The 14,506-nt window shown below is 68.1% G+C and carries 12 protein-coding genes, 1 tRNA gene and 2 pseudogenes; 11 read left to right on the top strand and 4 right to left on the bottom strand.

Features of this window, described 5'->3' with window-relative positions; genetic code table 11:
- The first annotated feature begins 139 nt into the window (after positions 1-139).
- The 4 genes from MTR62_RS10885 to MTR62_RS10870 all read left to right on the top strand — a co-directional run bounded on the left by MTR62_RS10885 (position 140) and on the right by MTR62_RS10870 (position 3,208).
- Complete coding sequence (locus tag MTR62_RS10885) at positions 140-1,462, top strand: replication-associated recombination protein A (RefSeq protein ID WP_244020702.1); 1,323 nt, start codon at positions 140-142, stop codon at positions 1,460-1,462.
- Complete coding sequence (locus MTR62_RS10880; RefSeq protein WP_244020700.1) at positions 1,459-2,364, top strand: hypothetical protein; 906 nt, start codon at positions 1,459-1,461, stop codon at positions 2,362-2,364. Before MTR62_RS10885 ends, MTR62_RS10880 begins: the two co-directional genes overlap by 4 nt.
- A gap of 38 nt (positions 2,365-2,402) precedes the next feature.
- A complete protein-coding gene (locus tag MTR62_RS10875; protein ID WP_244020698.1) occupies positions 2,403-3,044 on the top strand; it encodes a flavin reductase family protein in 642 nt (213 codons plus the stop codon).
- Positions 3,045-3,132: 88 nt separating this feature from the next.
- Positions 3,133-3,208: transfer RNA gene (locus MTR62_RS10870), tRNA-Thr, on the top strand.
- 33 nt (positions 3,209-3,241) lie between these two features.
- Here MTR62_RS10870 and MTR62_RS10865 read toward each other — a convergent pair.
- On the bottom strand, positions 3,242-4,030 hold the full coding sequence (locus MTR62_RS10865) for an SDR family NAD(P)-dependent oxidoreductase (protein WP_244020696.1): 789 nt from the start codon (positions 4,028-4,030) through the stop codon (positions 3,242-3,244).
- Between the two features lie 101 nt (positions 4,031-4,131).
- Between MTR62_RS10865 and MTR62_RS10860 the strand changes: the two genes are divergently transcribed.
- Positions 4,132-5,031 (top strand): LysR family transcriptional regulator, encoded by a 900-nt coding sequence (locus MTR62_RS10860; RefSeq protein ID WP_244020695.1) that lies wholly within the window; start codon positions 4,132-4,134, stop codon positions 5,029-5,031.
- Between the two features lie 67 nt (positions 5,032-5,098).
- Here the strand turns inward: MTR62_RS10860 and MTR62_RS10855 are convergent, their stop codons facing one another.
- Complete coding sequence (locus tag MTR62_RS10855; RefSeq protein ID WP_327194400.1) at positions 5,099-6,358, bottom strand: TonB-dependent receptor domain-containing protein; 1,260 nt, start codon at positions 6,356-6,358, stop codon at positions 5,099-5,101.
- A 779-nt stretch (positions 6,359-7,137) separates the two neighbouring features.
- Positions 7,138-7,383, bottom strand: a pseudogene (locus tag MTR62_RS21485) (TonB-dependent receptor plug domain-containing protein); the annotation flags it as partial.
- A gap of 530 nt (positions 7,384-7,913) precedes the next feature.
- Here MTR62_RS21485 and MTR62_RS10845 point away from each other — a divergent pair.
- The 5 genes from MTR62_RS10845 (at position 7,914) to MTR62_RS10825 (ending at position 12,905) form a co-directional block, all read left to right on the top strand.
- On the top strand, positions 7,914-8,654 hold the full coding sequence (locus MTR62_RS10845; protein ID WP_244020674.1) for a DUF2334 domain-containing protein: 741 nt from the start codon (positions 7,914-7,916) through the stop codon (positions 8,652-8,654).
- A 233-nt stretch (positions 8,655-8,887) separates the two neighbouring features.
- Positions 8,888-10,096: a glycosyltransferase gene (locus MTR62_RS10840; protein ID WP_244020672.1), complete on the top strand. Its 1,209-nt coding sequence runs from the start codon at positions 8,888-8,890 to the stop codon at positions 10,094-10,096.
- A 29-nt stretch (positions 10,097-10,125) separates the two neighbouring features.
- Entirely contained in the window at positions 10,126-11,100 is a 975-nt protein-coding gene (locus MTR62_RS10835; protein WP_244020671.1) for a hypothetical protein, read from the top strand.
- On the top strand, positions 11,100-11,663 hold the full coding sequence (locus MTR62_RS10830) for a DUF2141 domain-containing protein (protein ID WP_244020669.1): 564 nt from the start codon (positions 11,100-11,102) through the stop codon (positions 11,661-11,663). Before MTR62_RS10835 ends, MTR62_RS10830 begins: the two co-directional genes overlap by 1 nt.
- A 75-nt stretch (positions 11,664-11,738) precedes the next feature.
- Positions 11,739-12,905, top strand: a complete 1,167-nt coding sequence (locus MTR62_RS10825) for a glycosyltransferase (RefSeq protein WP_244020667.1) — start codon at positions 11,739-11,741, stop codon at positions 12,903-12,905.
- Positions 12,906-12,965: 60 nt separating this feature from the next.
- Here MTR62_RS10825 and MTR62_RS10820 read toward each other — a convergent pair whose 3' ends face one another.
- On the bottom strand, positions 12,966-14,081 hold the full coding sequence (locus tag MTR62_RS10820) for a hypothetical protein (protein ID WP_244020665.1): 1,116 nt from the start codon (positions 14,079-14,081) through the stop codon (positions 12,966-12,968).
- 225 nt (positions 14,082-14,306) lie between these two features.
- Here MTR62_RS10820 and MTR62_RS10815 point away from each other — a divergent pair.
- A pseudogene (locus MTR62_RS10815) lies at positions 14,307-14,506 on the top strand (hypothetical protein); the annotation flags it as partial.

Below are 14,506 nucleotides of genomic sequence, written 5' to 3'. Positions count from 1 at the left end.
TGCGCGCGGCAGGGTACTTCGCGCCGGCAGACGATGCAATCGCCGCGCGAACGCGCTAGGGGTTCGATTCTGGCATGTGCAGACCCATCCCAGCCGCCAGGGGATGCAAATGTCGAAATCGATCCACTAGAGAGCCCCCATGGCTGACCTGTTCGCAGACGACCTTCCCCCCTCTCCTCCCGAGCAGGAGGTAGCCCCCGACGCCCCGCTGGCCGACCGGCTGCGCCCGCGCACGCTCGACGACGTGGTGGGCCAGGAGCACCTGACCGGCCCCGAAGGCGCGATCGGGCGCATGGTGGCGGCCGGACGGCTCACCTCGATGATCCTGTGGGGCCCGCCGGGCACCGGCAAGACCAGCACCGCGCGCCTGCTCGCCGCGGCGGTGGGGATGCGCTTTGCCGCGGTTTCGGCGGTGTTCTCGGGCGTGGCGGACTTGCGCCGCGCCTTCGCCGAAGCGGAAACCGCCGCGCGCGCCGGGCAGCGCACGCTGCTGTTCGTGGACGAAATCCACCGCTTCAATCGCGCCCAGCAGGACGGCTTCCTGCCCTTCGTCGAACGGGGCACCGTGACACTCGTCGGCGCGACGACCGAGAACCCGAGCTTCGCGCTCAACGCCGCCCTGCTCAGCCGCGCGCAGGTGCTCGTCCTCAAACGGCTCGACGAAGCGGCGCTGTCCACTCTCCTCGACAAGGCCGAGGCGCTCGAAGGGCCGCTCCCGCTTGATCCCGATGCCCGCGCGGCGCTGGTCGCCACCGCCGATGGCGACGGGCGCTTTCTGCTCAATCAGGCCGAAACGCTTTACTCCGCGCGGATCGAGACGCCGCTCGATCCGGCCGGCCTAGGCGCGTTCCTGCAGCGACGCATGGCGGTCTACGACAAGGACCGCGACGGGCACTACAACCTCATTTCCGCCTTTCACAAATCGGTGCGCGGCTCGAACCCGCAGAGCGCACTCTACTACATGGCGCGTATGCTCGTTGCGGGTGAGGAACCACTCTACATCCTGCGCCGCCTTGCCGCGATCGCCAGCGAGGACATCGGCCTCGCCGATCCGCAGGCGATGGTGCAGGTCATGGCCGCCAAGCAATCGTTCGAATTCCTGGGCCTGCCCGAAGGCGAACTGCCGCTGGCGCAGGCGGTGATCTATTGCGCCACCGCGCCCAAGTCGAACGCCTCCTACCTCGCCAAGGGCGCGGCGATGGAACTGGCGCGCAAGACCGGCTCGGTCGCCCCGCCAATGAACATCCTCAACGCGCCCACCGCGATGATGAAGGATCTGGGCTACGGCAGCGCCTACCATTACGACCATGACGAGCCCGACGCCTTTTCGGGGGACAATTACTGGCCCGAAGATGTCGAAGCGCAGGACTTCTACCAGCCCAACGAACGCGGCTTCGAACGCGAGTTGAAAAAGCGCCTCGACTGGTGGGCGCGCCGCCGGGCCGAGCGGCACGGGGGATGACCCGGCCAAGCTTCGAACACTTTCTGGCGATCGACTGGTCGGGCGCGAAGCCCGCGCGCGCCGGAGCGGGACACAAGGGCATCGCCTTGGCGCTGTGTGGTCAAGGCAAGGCCGTCCCCACCTTGCTGCCCCCGCCCGAAGGCCGCCACTGGACGCGCGTGGGCGTGCTCGACCTGCTCACCCACCGGCTCCCTCCACGCACGCTCGTCGGCATGGACCTTGGCATCGCGCTGCCCTTTGCCGATGCGGGCGCCTTCTTCCCCGACCTGCCAGGCAGCCCCGCCGACGCGCGGGCCTTGTGGGCGATGATCGATGCGCTCTGCGCGCCCGATGCGGATCTCGGCGCCACCTCCTTCGTCGACCATCCGGACCTTGCCCCCTACTTTCGCCGCCACGGCGGACGCGAGGGCGCCCGCTTCCTGCTCCCCGGCCATGGCGACCGGCGCGGGCGGATGCGGGTGACCGAGCGCGCGCAGGCGCGGATGGGCTGCAAGCCCTATTCGAACTTCAATCTTGTGGGCGCCGCGCAAGTCGGCAAATCGAGCCTGACGGGGATGCGCCTGCTCCACCGGCTGACCGGGCACCTGCCGGTCTGGCCGATCGACCCGCTGCCCGGCGATGGCAGCGTAGTGGTCGAAATCTACACCACGCTCGCCGCGATCGAGGCGGGCCGCAGCGCGTCACGCGCCAAGATCACCGATCGCGCCGCGCTCGACGAGGCGCTCACCGCGCTCGGCGCCGCGCCGCTGGGCACCGCAGGCCCGATCGACGATCACAGCGCCGATGCCCTCATCACCGCCGCCTGGCTGCGCCGCGCCGCCGCGCGCCAGGCCCTGTGGCACCCGCCCGAACTGACCCCGGAGCTTGCCGCGACCGAGGGGTGGACCTTCGGCGCCCGCTAGGCCTAGGGTTCTCCAAAACACGCCCGCAGGAGAGCGCCTTGGATTTCGATTTCGCCACCCTCACCCCGGCCGAGCGTTACAAGCTGCTGGGCTCGAGCATCACGCCGCGCCCGATCGCCTGGATCACCACCCAGTCGGCCGCTGGCCTGCGCAACGCGGCACCCTTCAGCTTCTTCAACGCCATGGGCGCCAACCCGCCGCTGCTCGCGATCGGCATCATGCAGCGCCCCGATGGCAGTCTCAAGGACACCGCTGCGAACATTCTGGAGACCGGCGAATTCGTCGTCCATCTGGTCAGTGAAGCCATGGCCCACGCCATGAACCTGACCTGCATCGACGCGCCGGCCGATTACGACGAGATCGCCATGGCCGCGCTCGAAACCGAGCCCAGCACGCAGGTCACCCCGCCCCGCCTCGCCGGAGCGCCGGTGGCCATGGAGTGCCGCCTGCACCAGGCGATCCCGGCGGGAACCTCGACGATCGTGCTGGGCGAAGTGCTCCACTTTCATATCGCCGACGGACTGGCCGATCCCGAGCGGCTCCATGTCGACACCCTCGGGCTCGATCTCGTCGCGCGCATGCACGGCGGGGGCTGGTACGCGCGCCAGACCGACCTGTTCGACATGCCCCGCCCCCGCTTCGAGGACTGGAAAGCCGCGCACGAAGGCAAGGATAGCTGAGCCCGGTCGCGCTTTTTGCCGCAAGGGTCAAAATCGCGCTGGACCAAGCCCCCCAAGGCTTGGTAAGGGCGCCTCTCGCTTGAAACGGGCCGGTTTAGCTCAGCTGGTAGAGCAGTTGATTTGTAATCATCAGGCCGCGGGTTCGACTCCTGCAACCGGCACCATTTCAAGCGAATTACCCCCTCAGATCACGTGGTTCAAACCACCATCCCGCCCGAGACTTCGATCCGCTGGGCGTTGATCCAGCGGTTCTCCTCGCGCAGCAGGCTGGCGATCATCGGGCCGATGTCCTCGGCCTCGCCCACCCGGCCGAGCGCCGTCGCGCCCGCGATCCGGGCGTTGATCTGCGGATTGTCGCGTACCAGACCGCCGCTGAAGTCGGTCGCGATCGCGCCCGGCGCCACGGTGTTCGCGGTGATCCCCCGCTTGCCAAGTTCCGCCGCGAAGTAGCGCGTCATCACCTCGACCGCGCCCTTCATCGCGGCATAGGCCGCGCTGCCCGCAAAGCTGAAGCGGGTGAGCCCCGAGGACACATTGACGATCCGCCCGCGATCGGCCAGCAGCGGCAGCAGCGTCTGGGTAAGGAAGAACACGCCCTTGACGTGGATGCGGTAGAGCGCGTCGAAATCGGCTTCGCTCACCGCCTCGATCGGGGCGTGGTGCGCGGTCCCTGCGTTGTTGACCAGATAGTCGAAATGGTCCGCGTCCCAGTCCACCAACACGCCCGCCAGCGCCTTGGCGAAAGCGGGAAAGGCTGCGGTGTCCGAGGTATCGAGCTGCAGCGCCGCAGCGCGCGCACCCGCCGCTTCGACCGCCGCGACAACCTCCTGCGCGGCCGCTTCGTTGGAATTGTAGGTGAAGATCGACCAGACCCCGCGCGCGGCCAGCGCCTCGACGCTGGCGCGGCCGAGCCCCCGGCTGCCGCCGGTGACCACGGCGATCCGCCGTTCGGGATGGAGGGGCGTAAGTTGGGTTGCAGCGCTCATCGGAAAGCTCCTTGGTTGACAGGCCTCCGATCTAATGTTCCCATCAGCGCAAATAAGACGCGCAGATCGGACATCATTGTTTTGCCAAGCCGAATAAAATCATGGACCGCCTGACCAGCTTCGAGCTCTTCGTGCGGATCGTCGATCGCGGCAGTTTCAGCGCGGCGGCGGCCAGCCTTGGCATCTCGCGGCCTGTCGCCACCGCGACGATCCAGACGCTCGAGAAGCGTCTCGGCGCACGGCTGCTCCACCGCACCACACGCCATGTTCGCCCTTCGGCCGAGGGGGAGGCGTTCTACCAGCGCTGCCGCGCCATCCTTGCCGATGTCGAGGATGCCGAGCGCAACGTGGGCGGCACGGTTGCCGGGATCGTACGGATCGACATCGCCGGGCGGCTGGCGCGCGCCACGCTGCTGCCCGCCCTGCCCGCTTTCCTGGCCCGCCATCCGCAGCTCACGGTGTACCTTGGCGAAGGCGAACGCTTCGTCGACCTGGTGCGCGAAGGCGTGGACTGCGTGGTGCGCGCAGGAGCGCTGAGCGACAGCGACATGATCGCCCGGCCGCTGGGCACGATGGAGGAAGTGACCTGCGCCAGCCCCGCCTATCTCGCCGCGCACGGCACCCCGACCACGCCGGAGGATCTGCTGGACGAGCGCGCCGGGCATCAGGCGATCGGCTTCGTCTCCTCACGCACGGGGCAGGTGCTCCCGCTCGAATTCCGGCAGGAGGGGCGCACGCGCGAGGTGCTGCTGCCCGCACGCCTGCTGGTCAACGGCGCGGATTCCTATGCCGCTGCGGCGCGACTGGGGCTCGGGCTCCTGCAAGCCCCGCGCCATGGCCTCGCGGGGGACCTGGCGAGCGGCGCGCTGATCGAGGTGCTGGCCGACTACCGCCCTGTGCCAACGCCCCTCTCGCTGCTCTATCCCAGCCAGCGCCAGGTGCCCGCCCGCGTGCGGCTGGTGATGGACTGGATCGCGGCGACGCTCGCCAGCACGACGTGAGCGCCCCAACGAAGAAGGCCGCCTCCCCGGTCGGGGAAGCGGCCCGCCCTCGCACCGCCTGTCGCGATCAGAAGTCGGCGGTCATCGTGAACACCGCCGTGCGCCCCGCGCCGATCCAGGCGTAGTCGCCCGAGATACCGCCGAGGTAGCTCTCGTCGGTGAGGTTGGTGATGCTCATCGAGAAGTCGAGCCCCTTGAGCCAGTTCGAAAGGTCAGCGCCGTGCGCGCTGGCGGTGAGGTCGGTGAGGAAATAGTTCTTCGCCACCCAGCTGTTGTCGGCGTTGACGAAGCGGTTGCCGGTGTACTTGCCGGTAACCCCCAGCGACACCGGGCCAAGCCGGTAGTTGGCGGACAGCACCCACATATATTCGGGGATGCCCGCCACGCGGTTGCCGGGGGTCACGCCCTGCTCCTCGTCGAGCGTCGCGTTGCCGGTGCCACGATAGGTCGCGTCGGTATACGTGAACGAACCATAGAGGTTGAGACGGGGCGTCGGGCGCAGGTTGGCGAGCAGCTCGATGCCTTGCGAATCGATACCGCCCGCGTTGAAGAAGGTTCCGTCGCCTTCGGAAAGGTAGTCCGGCCCCGCCTCGGTCGAGCTCGAGACGTAGATCACCTGATTGGAGAACTTCGCCTTGAACCAGGTTGCCGACGCCTGGATCAGGCGGCTGTCGTAGCGCACGCCCACTTCCCAGTTCTGCGAGGTTTCCGGCTTGATCTCGCCAAAGTCGGCGTTGGCGTATTCGAGCAGGCCGTCGGTCAGCGCCTTGAAGTTTTCAGCGTAGCCGCCGAACAGGTCGAGCCCAGCCACCGGCTCGATCTGGACGCCGCCCGAGAACAGCACCTTGGACTTGGAGGACAGGCTGGTGTCTTCGCTGTCACCGAACAGGTCGATGCGGTCGATGTGGTTGGAGAACTGCTTGATCCCGACGTTCGCGGTGACCGGCCCCAGCTCGACCTTGTCCTCCAGATACCACTTGAAGGTGTCCTGCGGGTACTTGCGATCGTACTGGATCCAGTAGGGCTGGGCATAATATTCCGGGCCCGAGGCGGTATCGATCACCGCGTGCCAGTCCCGCCATTCGCGCCGGTGGGTGTCTTCGTACCACACGCCGCCACGCAGCGTGTTGTCGAGCGCGCCAAGCCGCGTGCGCAGCGTCGCATCGCCGGTGAAANGGTGTCTTCGTACCACACGCCGCCACGCAGCGTGTTGTCGAGCGCGCCAAGCCGCGTGCGCAGCGTCGCATCGCCGGTGAAACCGAGACGATCCTTGCGGTAATGGGTGTGCCGGTAGGACATCGCGCCGACCGCGCCCGAGGCATAGCAGGCCGGATCGTAGCTGCCATTGGTCGTTCCGCCATAGGGATAGGTCAGCGAGCCGGTGCAGCCCGACGCGGCGCTCAGCGCCACCTTGTTGGCATCGGTGTAATAGATATAGCCGAGCGCCGAACCGCCCTTGACCGTGGTGGTGCCCGAAAGCTCGCTTTCGGCGTTGCCGGTGCCATCGTCCGTCACATTCACGACATAGGGCGGCGCCCAGTCACCGCGCCCGGCCATGTCGTGGTAGTAGACCCCGCCCTGCAGGTCCAACATGTCCGCGATCGTCGTATCGGCCTTGACGTAGGCGAAGAAATTCTCGCGCAGCGTCGCCCAGACCTGGCGATAGGCCTGGTCCTGATAGGGCACGCCCGACCACACCCCGACCAATCCGTCAGTCTGCGGATAGGCGGCGAACTGCGCGGCCGAATAGACCTGATCGTAGTTGTTCTCGTGCGCCTTGTCCCACGAGATGTAGCTGGTGATCTTGACCGGGGTATCGACGATGAACTTGGCCTCGACGGTGTCGCGGTTGTTCCTCGCCGAACCTTCCATCCAGTCGGTCGCCTGCTGGTGCGAATAGGAAATCCACGCCTTGGCCAGTCCGTCAAACAGCAGGCCGGTGTCGAAGCGCGCGTAATAGCGGCGCGCCTGGTAATCGCCGACCGAGCCCGACAGGCGCAGGCGGCGCGTGTCGAGCGGGTCACTGGTCTTGAAGTCGATCGTGCCGCCCAGCGCCTCGTTCGAGCGCGAGGCGATGTCCGCCGTGCCTTGCGCGACCGAGACCGAGCCCACGTTCATCGTGTCGATGTAGCGGTTGGCCTTCGAGCCGCCGCCGTAGTTCGAGCCGCCGTTGGGCATCCCGTCGATAGTCATGCCGACCTGCTGCTGGTCGAGGTTGGTCTGGAAACCACGCACGCTGATCGCGGTCGACCAGTCGTCGAAGCCGAAGGCATCGCCCTGCTGGATCTGGACGCCCGGAAGCGTGTCGACGACGTCGAGCACCGAGGTGACGGGCGCGGCGGCCTGGAGCATCTCGGGCGTGGTCGTCGTGTTGTTGTAGGTCGTGCGCGAACCGGTGACGACGATCGCGTCGGTCGACAGCGCGGCATCTGCAGCATCCGCGTCGGCGTCATTGGCGAGCGCGGTGTTCGCGCTGGCGAGCGCAAGGAAACTGGCGCCAAGACTTATGGCGCAGCGCAGTGTAAGTGTCGGCACGGTAGAAGGCCCCCTGATCTGGTTCGTGTCGAGGCGCCATGTGCGCGCTGTTTCTGAACCCTTGCCGTCACTTCGAAGTCATTTTCGTTACACCCACGCATCGCCCGCGCGACATTGGCGCAACATTGGCACGACCCGCGCTTGCGCCCGCCTTCGGCCGTGGCCCTGTGCCTGCCACGGCCATGCCCCGCCCTTCCCTCCAGCCGCGAAAATCGTGCGACACGGCCGTCTTCGCGGCGTAATTCAGCCCCGGTATAGACACGCCTGCGCATGTCCTGCGCTCCCCTTCCATGGGCCGGTCGCTGCCTTCGCGCCGCCGGTCCTGTCCGAAAGAGTGCTCACCGCCCGTGCCCCGCTCCAAACGCCTCCTGGCCTCGATCCATGATGTCGGCCCCGGTTCATTCACTGCCGTCGAACAGCTCATCGACCTGTTCGAGCAGCGCCTGGGCGAACGCCGCTTCGCCATGCTCGTCGTCCCCGACCACTGGGGCAACCATCCCTTGCGCGACGCGCGCGCCTTCCAGACCCGCCTGCGCGCCTGGGCCGACGAGGGGATCGAGATGTTCGTCCACGGCTGGTATCACCGCGACACCGCCACGCACCACGGCGCGGCCAGCTTCAAGGCGCGCCACATGACCGCAGGCGAAGGCGAGTTCCTCGGCCTCGACACGGCCACCGCGCTGCAACGCATGCGCGATGGCAAGGCGCTGATCGAGGATATCATCGGGCGCCCCGCAGCGGGCTTCATCGCGCCCGCCTGGCTCTATGGCGAAGGCGCCATGGCCGCGCTGCGCCAGGCCGGATTCGCGCTTGCCGAAGACCACTGGAAAGTCTGGGACGCGCGCACCGACGCGGTGCTCGCCAAGGGGCCGGTCATCACCTGGGCGAGCCGTTCGCGCGCGCGCACGGCCTCCTCGCTGGCCTTTGCAGCGCTGGCCCGCGGCGCGCTCGGCGCGCTGCCTTGCGTGCGCCTTGCCGTGCATCCGGGCGACACCACCAAGGCCGCGCTGCTGGCCAGCATCGACGCGACGCTGGCGCGCTTCGTGCGCAGCCACCGGCCGGGCCGTTACGCCGACCTGCTGGCGTAGAATCATGCCCCCTTTCGCGCCGCCCGCACGCCGCCCGCACGTTCAGCCTCGCGAAATGTCGATGTTGCGACGAGAGCCGCGTAGTCACGGTACCGACATACGACGGCAATAGGGCGCAGCTACCCCTTCAACCGTCGTCTGGTTCCTGTTCGTACCCGATTACCCCGACAGGATCCGAGCCCAGGATGAGCATGCAGGTACCCTCTGTTTTGTCCACGAAGAGCGAGCGAACGTTGCGCATCGCGATTCCCATTCACAGTCTGGCCCCCGGCGGCGTCGAACGCGTCGCGATCGGTCTGGCCTGCGAGTGGGACCGTTGCGGGCATGACGTGACGATCGTGCTTGGCCGTTCGGAAAGCGCGGCGCTGTGCAGCGCCCCGGCGCTGCGCACCTGGCGTATTCCCACCCGTTTTTCGACCGCCTCCTGGGAAACCCCGTGGATGGTCAACACGCTCTACCGCTACTTGCGCACGCACGAGGTCGACGTGCTGTTCTGCCCCGGCAACACTTATGCGATCGTCGCGGCGGCGATGAAGCTGCTGCGCGGCGAGCGGACCCCGCCACTGGTGCTCAAGGTCAGCAACGCACTGCACCGCCCCGACATGCCCCTGCCCGTGCGGCGCGGCTACGGCGTCTGGCTGCGCCTGCAGGGCGCGCTGTTCGACCGGCTGGTGGCGCTGAGCGAGCCGATGCAGCGCGAAATCCGCACGCTCACAAGAGCCCGGCCCGACCGCGTGCGCACGATCGCCAACCCGGTGCTTGCCCGCCGTCGCCTCAAGCGCCTGGCCCGGATCGCGCACGCCCCGCGTTCGGTCTGGAGCATGCACTACCTCGCGGCGGGACGGCTCGTCGCGCAGAAGAACTATCCGCTCCTGCTCAGGGCCTTCGCCCGCGCCGCCCGGCCCGAGGATCGCCTGACCATCGCCGGCGAAGGCCCCGAACGCACAGCGATCGAACAGACCTGCCGTGAGCTCGGCATCGCAGGGCAAGTCCATCTCGCCGGGCACCTCGCCAGCATCGACGCGCTGCTCGCCCAAGCCGACGCGCTGGTGCTCAGTTCGGACTACGAAGGGCTGCCCGGCGTCGTCGTCGAAGCGCTGGCTGCGGGACTGCCGGTGCTCGCCACCGATTGCTGCGTGAGCATGGCCAGCCTGATCGAGACCGGACGCACCGGCATCCTCGTGCCGACCGGAGCCGAGGACGCCTTTGCGCAAGGGCTGCTCGACCTGCGCCAGTTCGAGCCCCAGCCGGCGCGCGCCCGCGCCTGCGCCGCCGCCTACGAAATCGAAGGAGCGGCCGCCCGCTACATCGAGATGATGACCGAACTCGTGCGCACCAGCGCCAACGAGAACGGCCCCAAACCACACGATCCGCCTTCCGGCCCGGCGCGCCGCGAGGACGATGCCGCCTCCACGCGTGCCTGCCGGACCGTGGCGCACTGAGACCCCGTGGCGAACCGGAGAAACCATCCGTGCCTGAACCAGCTGCACTGCTTCCCAACGCGCTTCCCGCCACGGCCGCTCTGAGCGCTGCGGGCGGCGCCGTAAGCGCGATGCCCGCGATCACGCTGACCCCGCAGGACCGGGACAGCGCGCGCGGGCGCAACACGCTCATTTCGCTCGTCCTCTCGCTCGCCGTGATCGGCGCGGTGCTGGCCGAGCTGCGCAGTTTCCACCTGAGCACGATCATCGCGATGATCCCGCGCTCCCCGTTGTTCTGGATCGCGTTCGCGGCCTCCTACTTCATCAACCCGGCCACCGACTGGATGATCTTCCGCCGTCTCTGGGCCATTCCGCCGGCCGGAATGCTCGCGCTGCTGCGCAAGAAGGTCTACAACGAGCTTCTGCTGGGATACCTGGGCGAAGCCTATTTCTACACCTGGGCGCGGCGCCGCGTGACGCTCGCGGCCGCGCCGTTCGGGGCGATCAAGGACGTCGCCATCCTCTCGGCGATGACCGGCAACGCGGTTACCGTGGCGCTGCTGGCGATCATGCTACCCGTGCTCGGCTCGCACACGCTCGGGGTCGATGCGAACCTGTTGATCTGGTCGCTCGCGGTCATTCTGGCGGTCTCGATCGCGGCGATGATCTTCCGCCGGCGGGTGTTCTCGCTTCCGCGCCAGGACCTTGTCGCGATCACCCGGTTCCACCTTGCGCGCATCACCGGCTCGACGCTGCTCAACGCGGTGCTGTGGCACCTAGCGCTGCCGCAGGTGGCGCTGTCCTGGTGGCTCTACATGGCAACCTTGCGCCTGCTCGTCTCGCGCCTGCCCTTCGTGCCCAACAAGGACCTGCTGTTCGCCGGTGTCGCGGTGCTCGCGCTCGGGCACGAACGCGAGATCGGCGCGCTGATGGCGCTGATGGCGGGCATCATCCTGGCCGCGCACCTGCTGCTGGGCACCGCGCTTGCGCTTCACGACCTCATCAACCCGGAGAAGAAATCGTGATGTCCGCCAGCCTCCGGGCCCTCCTGCTGCCCCCGTGCGCGCTGGCTTTCGTGGCCGCGGGCGCGGCAAGCGGGGCCGATGCCGCCACGCGCCTGCCCTCCACGCCCGATCTCGGCCAGGCCGAAGGCAAGTGCCGCCCCAACGAGCGCGGCCCGGCCTTCCTCGTTTCGATCAAGGGGCTGAAGGATCGCCAGGGCTCGCTCAAGCTCGAAGTCTATCCGGCCAACGACACCGACTTCCTGGCGGACGACAACGTGCTGGTGGCGGCGGGCAAGACCTTCCGCCGCGTGGTCGAGCCGGTGCCCGCCACCGGCACCCCGCAGCTGTGCGTGCGCCTGCCCGCCCCCGGCACTTACGCCGTCACCGTGCTCCACGATCGCGACAACGACCGCAAGTTCAAGTGGACGTACGATGGCATCGGTTTCGCACGCAATCCCAAGCTGGGCTGGGGCAAGCCAAAAGCCCTCGCGGCGAGCGCGCAGGCGGGCAACTACCCCACCCCGATCACGATCGTGATAAACTACCGGCGCGGGCTGGGCATGGGACCGCTCGGCCCGGATTGACCCAAGCGCCCGACGGAAAGGGACGGGGGCGCGAACGGGCCGGGGGGGCCGGCCAGCAACGAGGTAACCAGTCACATGCGGATCGTGGACGTCTGCGCCTTCTACTCGCCCTTCGGCGGCGGCGTGCGCACTTATGTCGAACAGAAAATGCGCATCGGCCCCCAACTGGGGCACGAAATCGTGATCCTCGCTCCCGGAGACGAGGACAGGGTGATCGAACGCGGGCCGAACGCGCGCATCGTCACGCTCAAGAGCCCGCGCTTCCCGCTCGACCGCAAGTACTGGTATTTTGCAAGCGAACGCCAGCTGCACCAGGCGCTCTTCGCGCTCGCCCCCGATTTCGTCGAATCCGCTTCACCCTGGCGCAGCGCCGGACAAGTCGCACAGTGGCCCGGCCCTGCCCCCCGCAGCCTCGTCATGCACGCCGATCCGCTCTCCGCCTACGCCTACCGCTGGCTGGGCGACGTGTTCTCGCGCGAGACGATCGATCGCCAGTTCAACGCCTTCTGGGAGCACCTGCGCCGCCACAGCCGCCGCTTCGACCTGGTGGTGAGCGCCAACGCCAGCCTCTCGCGCCGCCTCGCCGATGGCGGCGTGGCGCACACCACGACAATCCCGATGGGCGTCCAGCCGGGCGTGTTCTCGCCCGCGTTGCGCGATCCTGCCTTGCGCGCGCAGCTGCTCGCCGCCTGCGAGCTGCCCGACAGCGCCACCCTGCTGCTGGGCGTCGGCCGCCTCGCCCCCGAAAAACGCTGGCCGCTGGTGATCGACGCGGTCAACGCGGCCAGCCACGATCGCCCGATCGGGCTCGTCCTGCTCGGCGAAGGGCGCGAGAAGCGCACGATCCTGCGCACCATTGCGGGCAACCCGCATATCCGCCTGTTCGAGCCCGAACGCGACCGCACGCATTTTGCCCGGATCATGGCGAGCGCCGATGCTCTGGTCCATGGCTGCGAAGCCGAAACGTACTGCATGGCCGCCGCCGAAGCGCGTGCGAGCGGCACCTTCGCCATCCTGCCCGACCTTGGCGGCGGTGCCGATCACGCCGCCGATGGCGCCGGGCTGACCTATCGCAGCGGCGATCCCGCCTCGGCCGCCCAGGCCATTCGCCAGGTAGCGCAAACCCGCCCGCAACCGAGCGGGCACACGCGCACGATGGACGCCCACTTCGAAGAACTGTTCGCCGCCTACGAAGCCATCTGCGCCGCACGGATCGACGCGCTGGCGCACCGCGCGGCGTAAACCCGCGCAGGCGTCAGGCGACGACCACGACGACCATCACCGCGCGCGTCTTACAGGGGGTCAGGAGCCCCGGAACAGCCGTCCCAGCCAGGCGAGCAGCGCCCCCATAAGCGAAGGGCGCACCGGCTCGGGCGGTGTTTCGCTGCGCACCCGCGCGCGCAAGGCATGGCCTGCACGCGCCTGGGCCACACGGGGGGCGGGCAGCGGCGCGGGCATGACCGGTTCGGCCTCGGGCCAGACCACCGGCGGCGCGACATTGATCGTCTCGGACATCACGTCGGGCACCGGTACGGCGACAGGTTCGTGCGCGGGTTGCGCCGTCCAGCTGGCGTGCGAAGGCGCGGCCAGCGAGGCAAACGCATCCGCAGCGCCGCCTGCGTATTCGTGCGCGAAATCGTCCGGCGCGTAATCGGGTTCGCCGTTCGCATCTTGCGCGTAATGCGCGGCGAGCGGTGCGTAGGCGCCCTCGTCGAGCCCTTCCTCTTCGTCGCCTTCAGGTTCCTCGTCGAGCGTGTTCCAGGCGGGCACGGTGTAGGAGAGCGGCGTCTCGACTTTGCCCGCGTTCGCCGCGCGATCGGCGGCGTTGGCGTCGGTGGCATGGGGCGGCTCGAAGGCACCGAAGTCGACCGGGACGCGACCCCGATTCGCTGCGAGGGCAAACGGGTCCGCCTCTGGGACGGCCTCTTCGGCATCCCAGTGCGTAAACGCCTCGAGCGCGGTTCGCGCCGCCGGAGCCTGTTCGTCCAGCCCATCAGGGCCGAACCCATCAGGCGAATCGACCCGACAGGCGTTCTGCCCCGCCAGCGCGCCAAGCACCGGCGCGGCCGGCGTGCGCTCGACGAACGTGTTCTCGGAGAAGTCCTGCACGGCGATGACGTCGAGCTGGCGACGGGCCGCCTCGCGCTCGTCGTCGGCCAGGATCAGCACCGGCCGCTTCTTGCGCCGCGCTTCGGTGCGCGTTCCCATTCCCGCCATCGCGCTGCCTCCCCGCATTCCCATCGTCATCAGTCCCGCATACGAATAGCTGTCCGCAGCGACTTCGGCTTCACAATCGTCGGTTTCCTGCGGTCCTTCGAGCGGTGCCAGGAGGCACGCGGGCAACACGGCGTCGCTCATGTCGACCCCGTCGAAGCGGCCATCGGTGCCATCGAAATGGTAGGTCTGCTGGCTGTCCATCGTCCTCGATCACGCAACTCGCAAGGTGATCGTGGGACTAGCATTCAAGGTTTAGGATTTCCTTACGAAGCCCCTCTAGCACGGGCTGGCACCCTTGCGGTGAGCGCGCGGCAATCCCCCGGAAGCCCCGCAAAACCACGGCGAATTGAACCACATCGCCGCCCCACTCAAGACAATGTTAACCATTGCATGCGATTGGTTACGGGAAATTACCAGGGGCATCGCATGAGAGTTGACGCATCAAACCTGCTCAATCGTCTTGGACGTCACGACTTCTCGTACAAGGAATTCGAGGATCGTTTCACCGAGCTTGAATTGTGGCCGATGCTCGAGGCCCTGCTCAAGGACCCGCGCCTGCAGGAGCTCGACCCCGCGCCGAACGCGGTCAGCCCGGCGGGCGGCGAAGGCGCCAGCGCGACCGCGGC

The sequence above is a fragment of the Novosphingobium organovorum genome (genome assembly GCF_022832435.1).
Classification (GTDB): domain Bacteria; phylum Pseudomonadota; class Alphaproteobacteria; order Sphingomonadales; family Sphingomonadaceae; genus Novosphingobium; species Novosphingobium organovorum.
This window is presented reverse-complemented; position numbering and strand designations above follow the sequence as displayed.

Coding starts and splice junctions, on each gene's coding strand:
- MTR62_RS10885 (WP_244020702.1), top strand. CDS start 140: ATGGCTGACCTGTTCGCAGACGACCTTCCCCCCTCTCCTCCCGAGCAG.
- MTR62_RS10880 (WP_244020700.1), top strand. CDS start 1,459: ATGACCCGGCCAAGCTTCGAACACTTTCTGGCGATCGACTGGTCGGGC.
- MTR62_RS10865 (WP_244020696.1), bottom strand. CDS start 4,030: ATGAGCGCTGCAACCCAACTTACGCCCCTCCATCCCGAACGGCGGATC.
- MTR62_RS10860 (WP_244020695.1), top strand. CDS start 4,132: ATGGACCGCCTGACCAGCTTCGAGCTCTTCGTGCGGATCGTCGATCGC.
- MTR62_RS10830 (WP_244020669.1), top strand. CDS start 11,100: ATGTCCGCCAGCCTCCGGGCCCTCCTGCTGCCCCCGTGCGCGCTGGCT.
- MTR62_RS10825 (WP_244020667.1), top strand. CDS start 11,739: ATGCGGATCGTGGACGTCTGCGCCTTCTACTCGCCCTTCGGCGGCGGC.
- MTR62_RS10820 (WP_244020665.1), bottom strand. CDS start 14,081: ATGGACAGCCAGCAGACCTACCATTTCGATGGCACCGATGGCCGCTTC.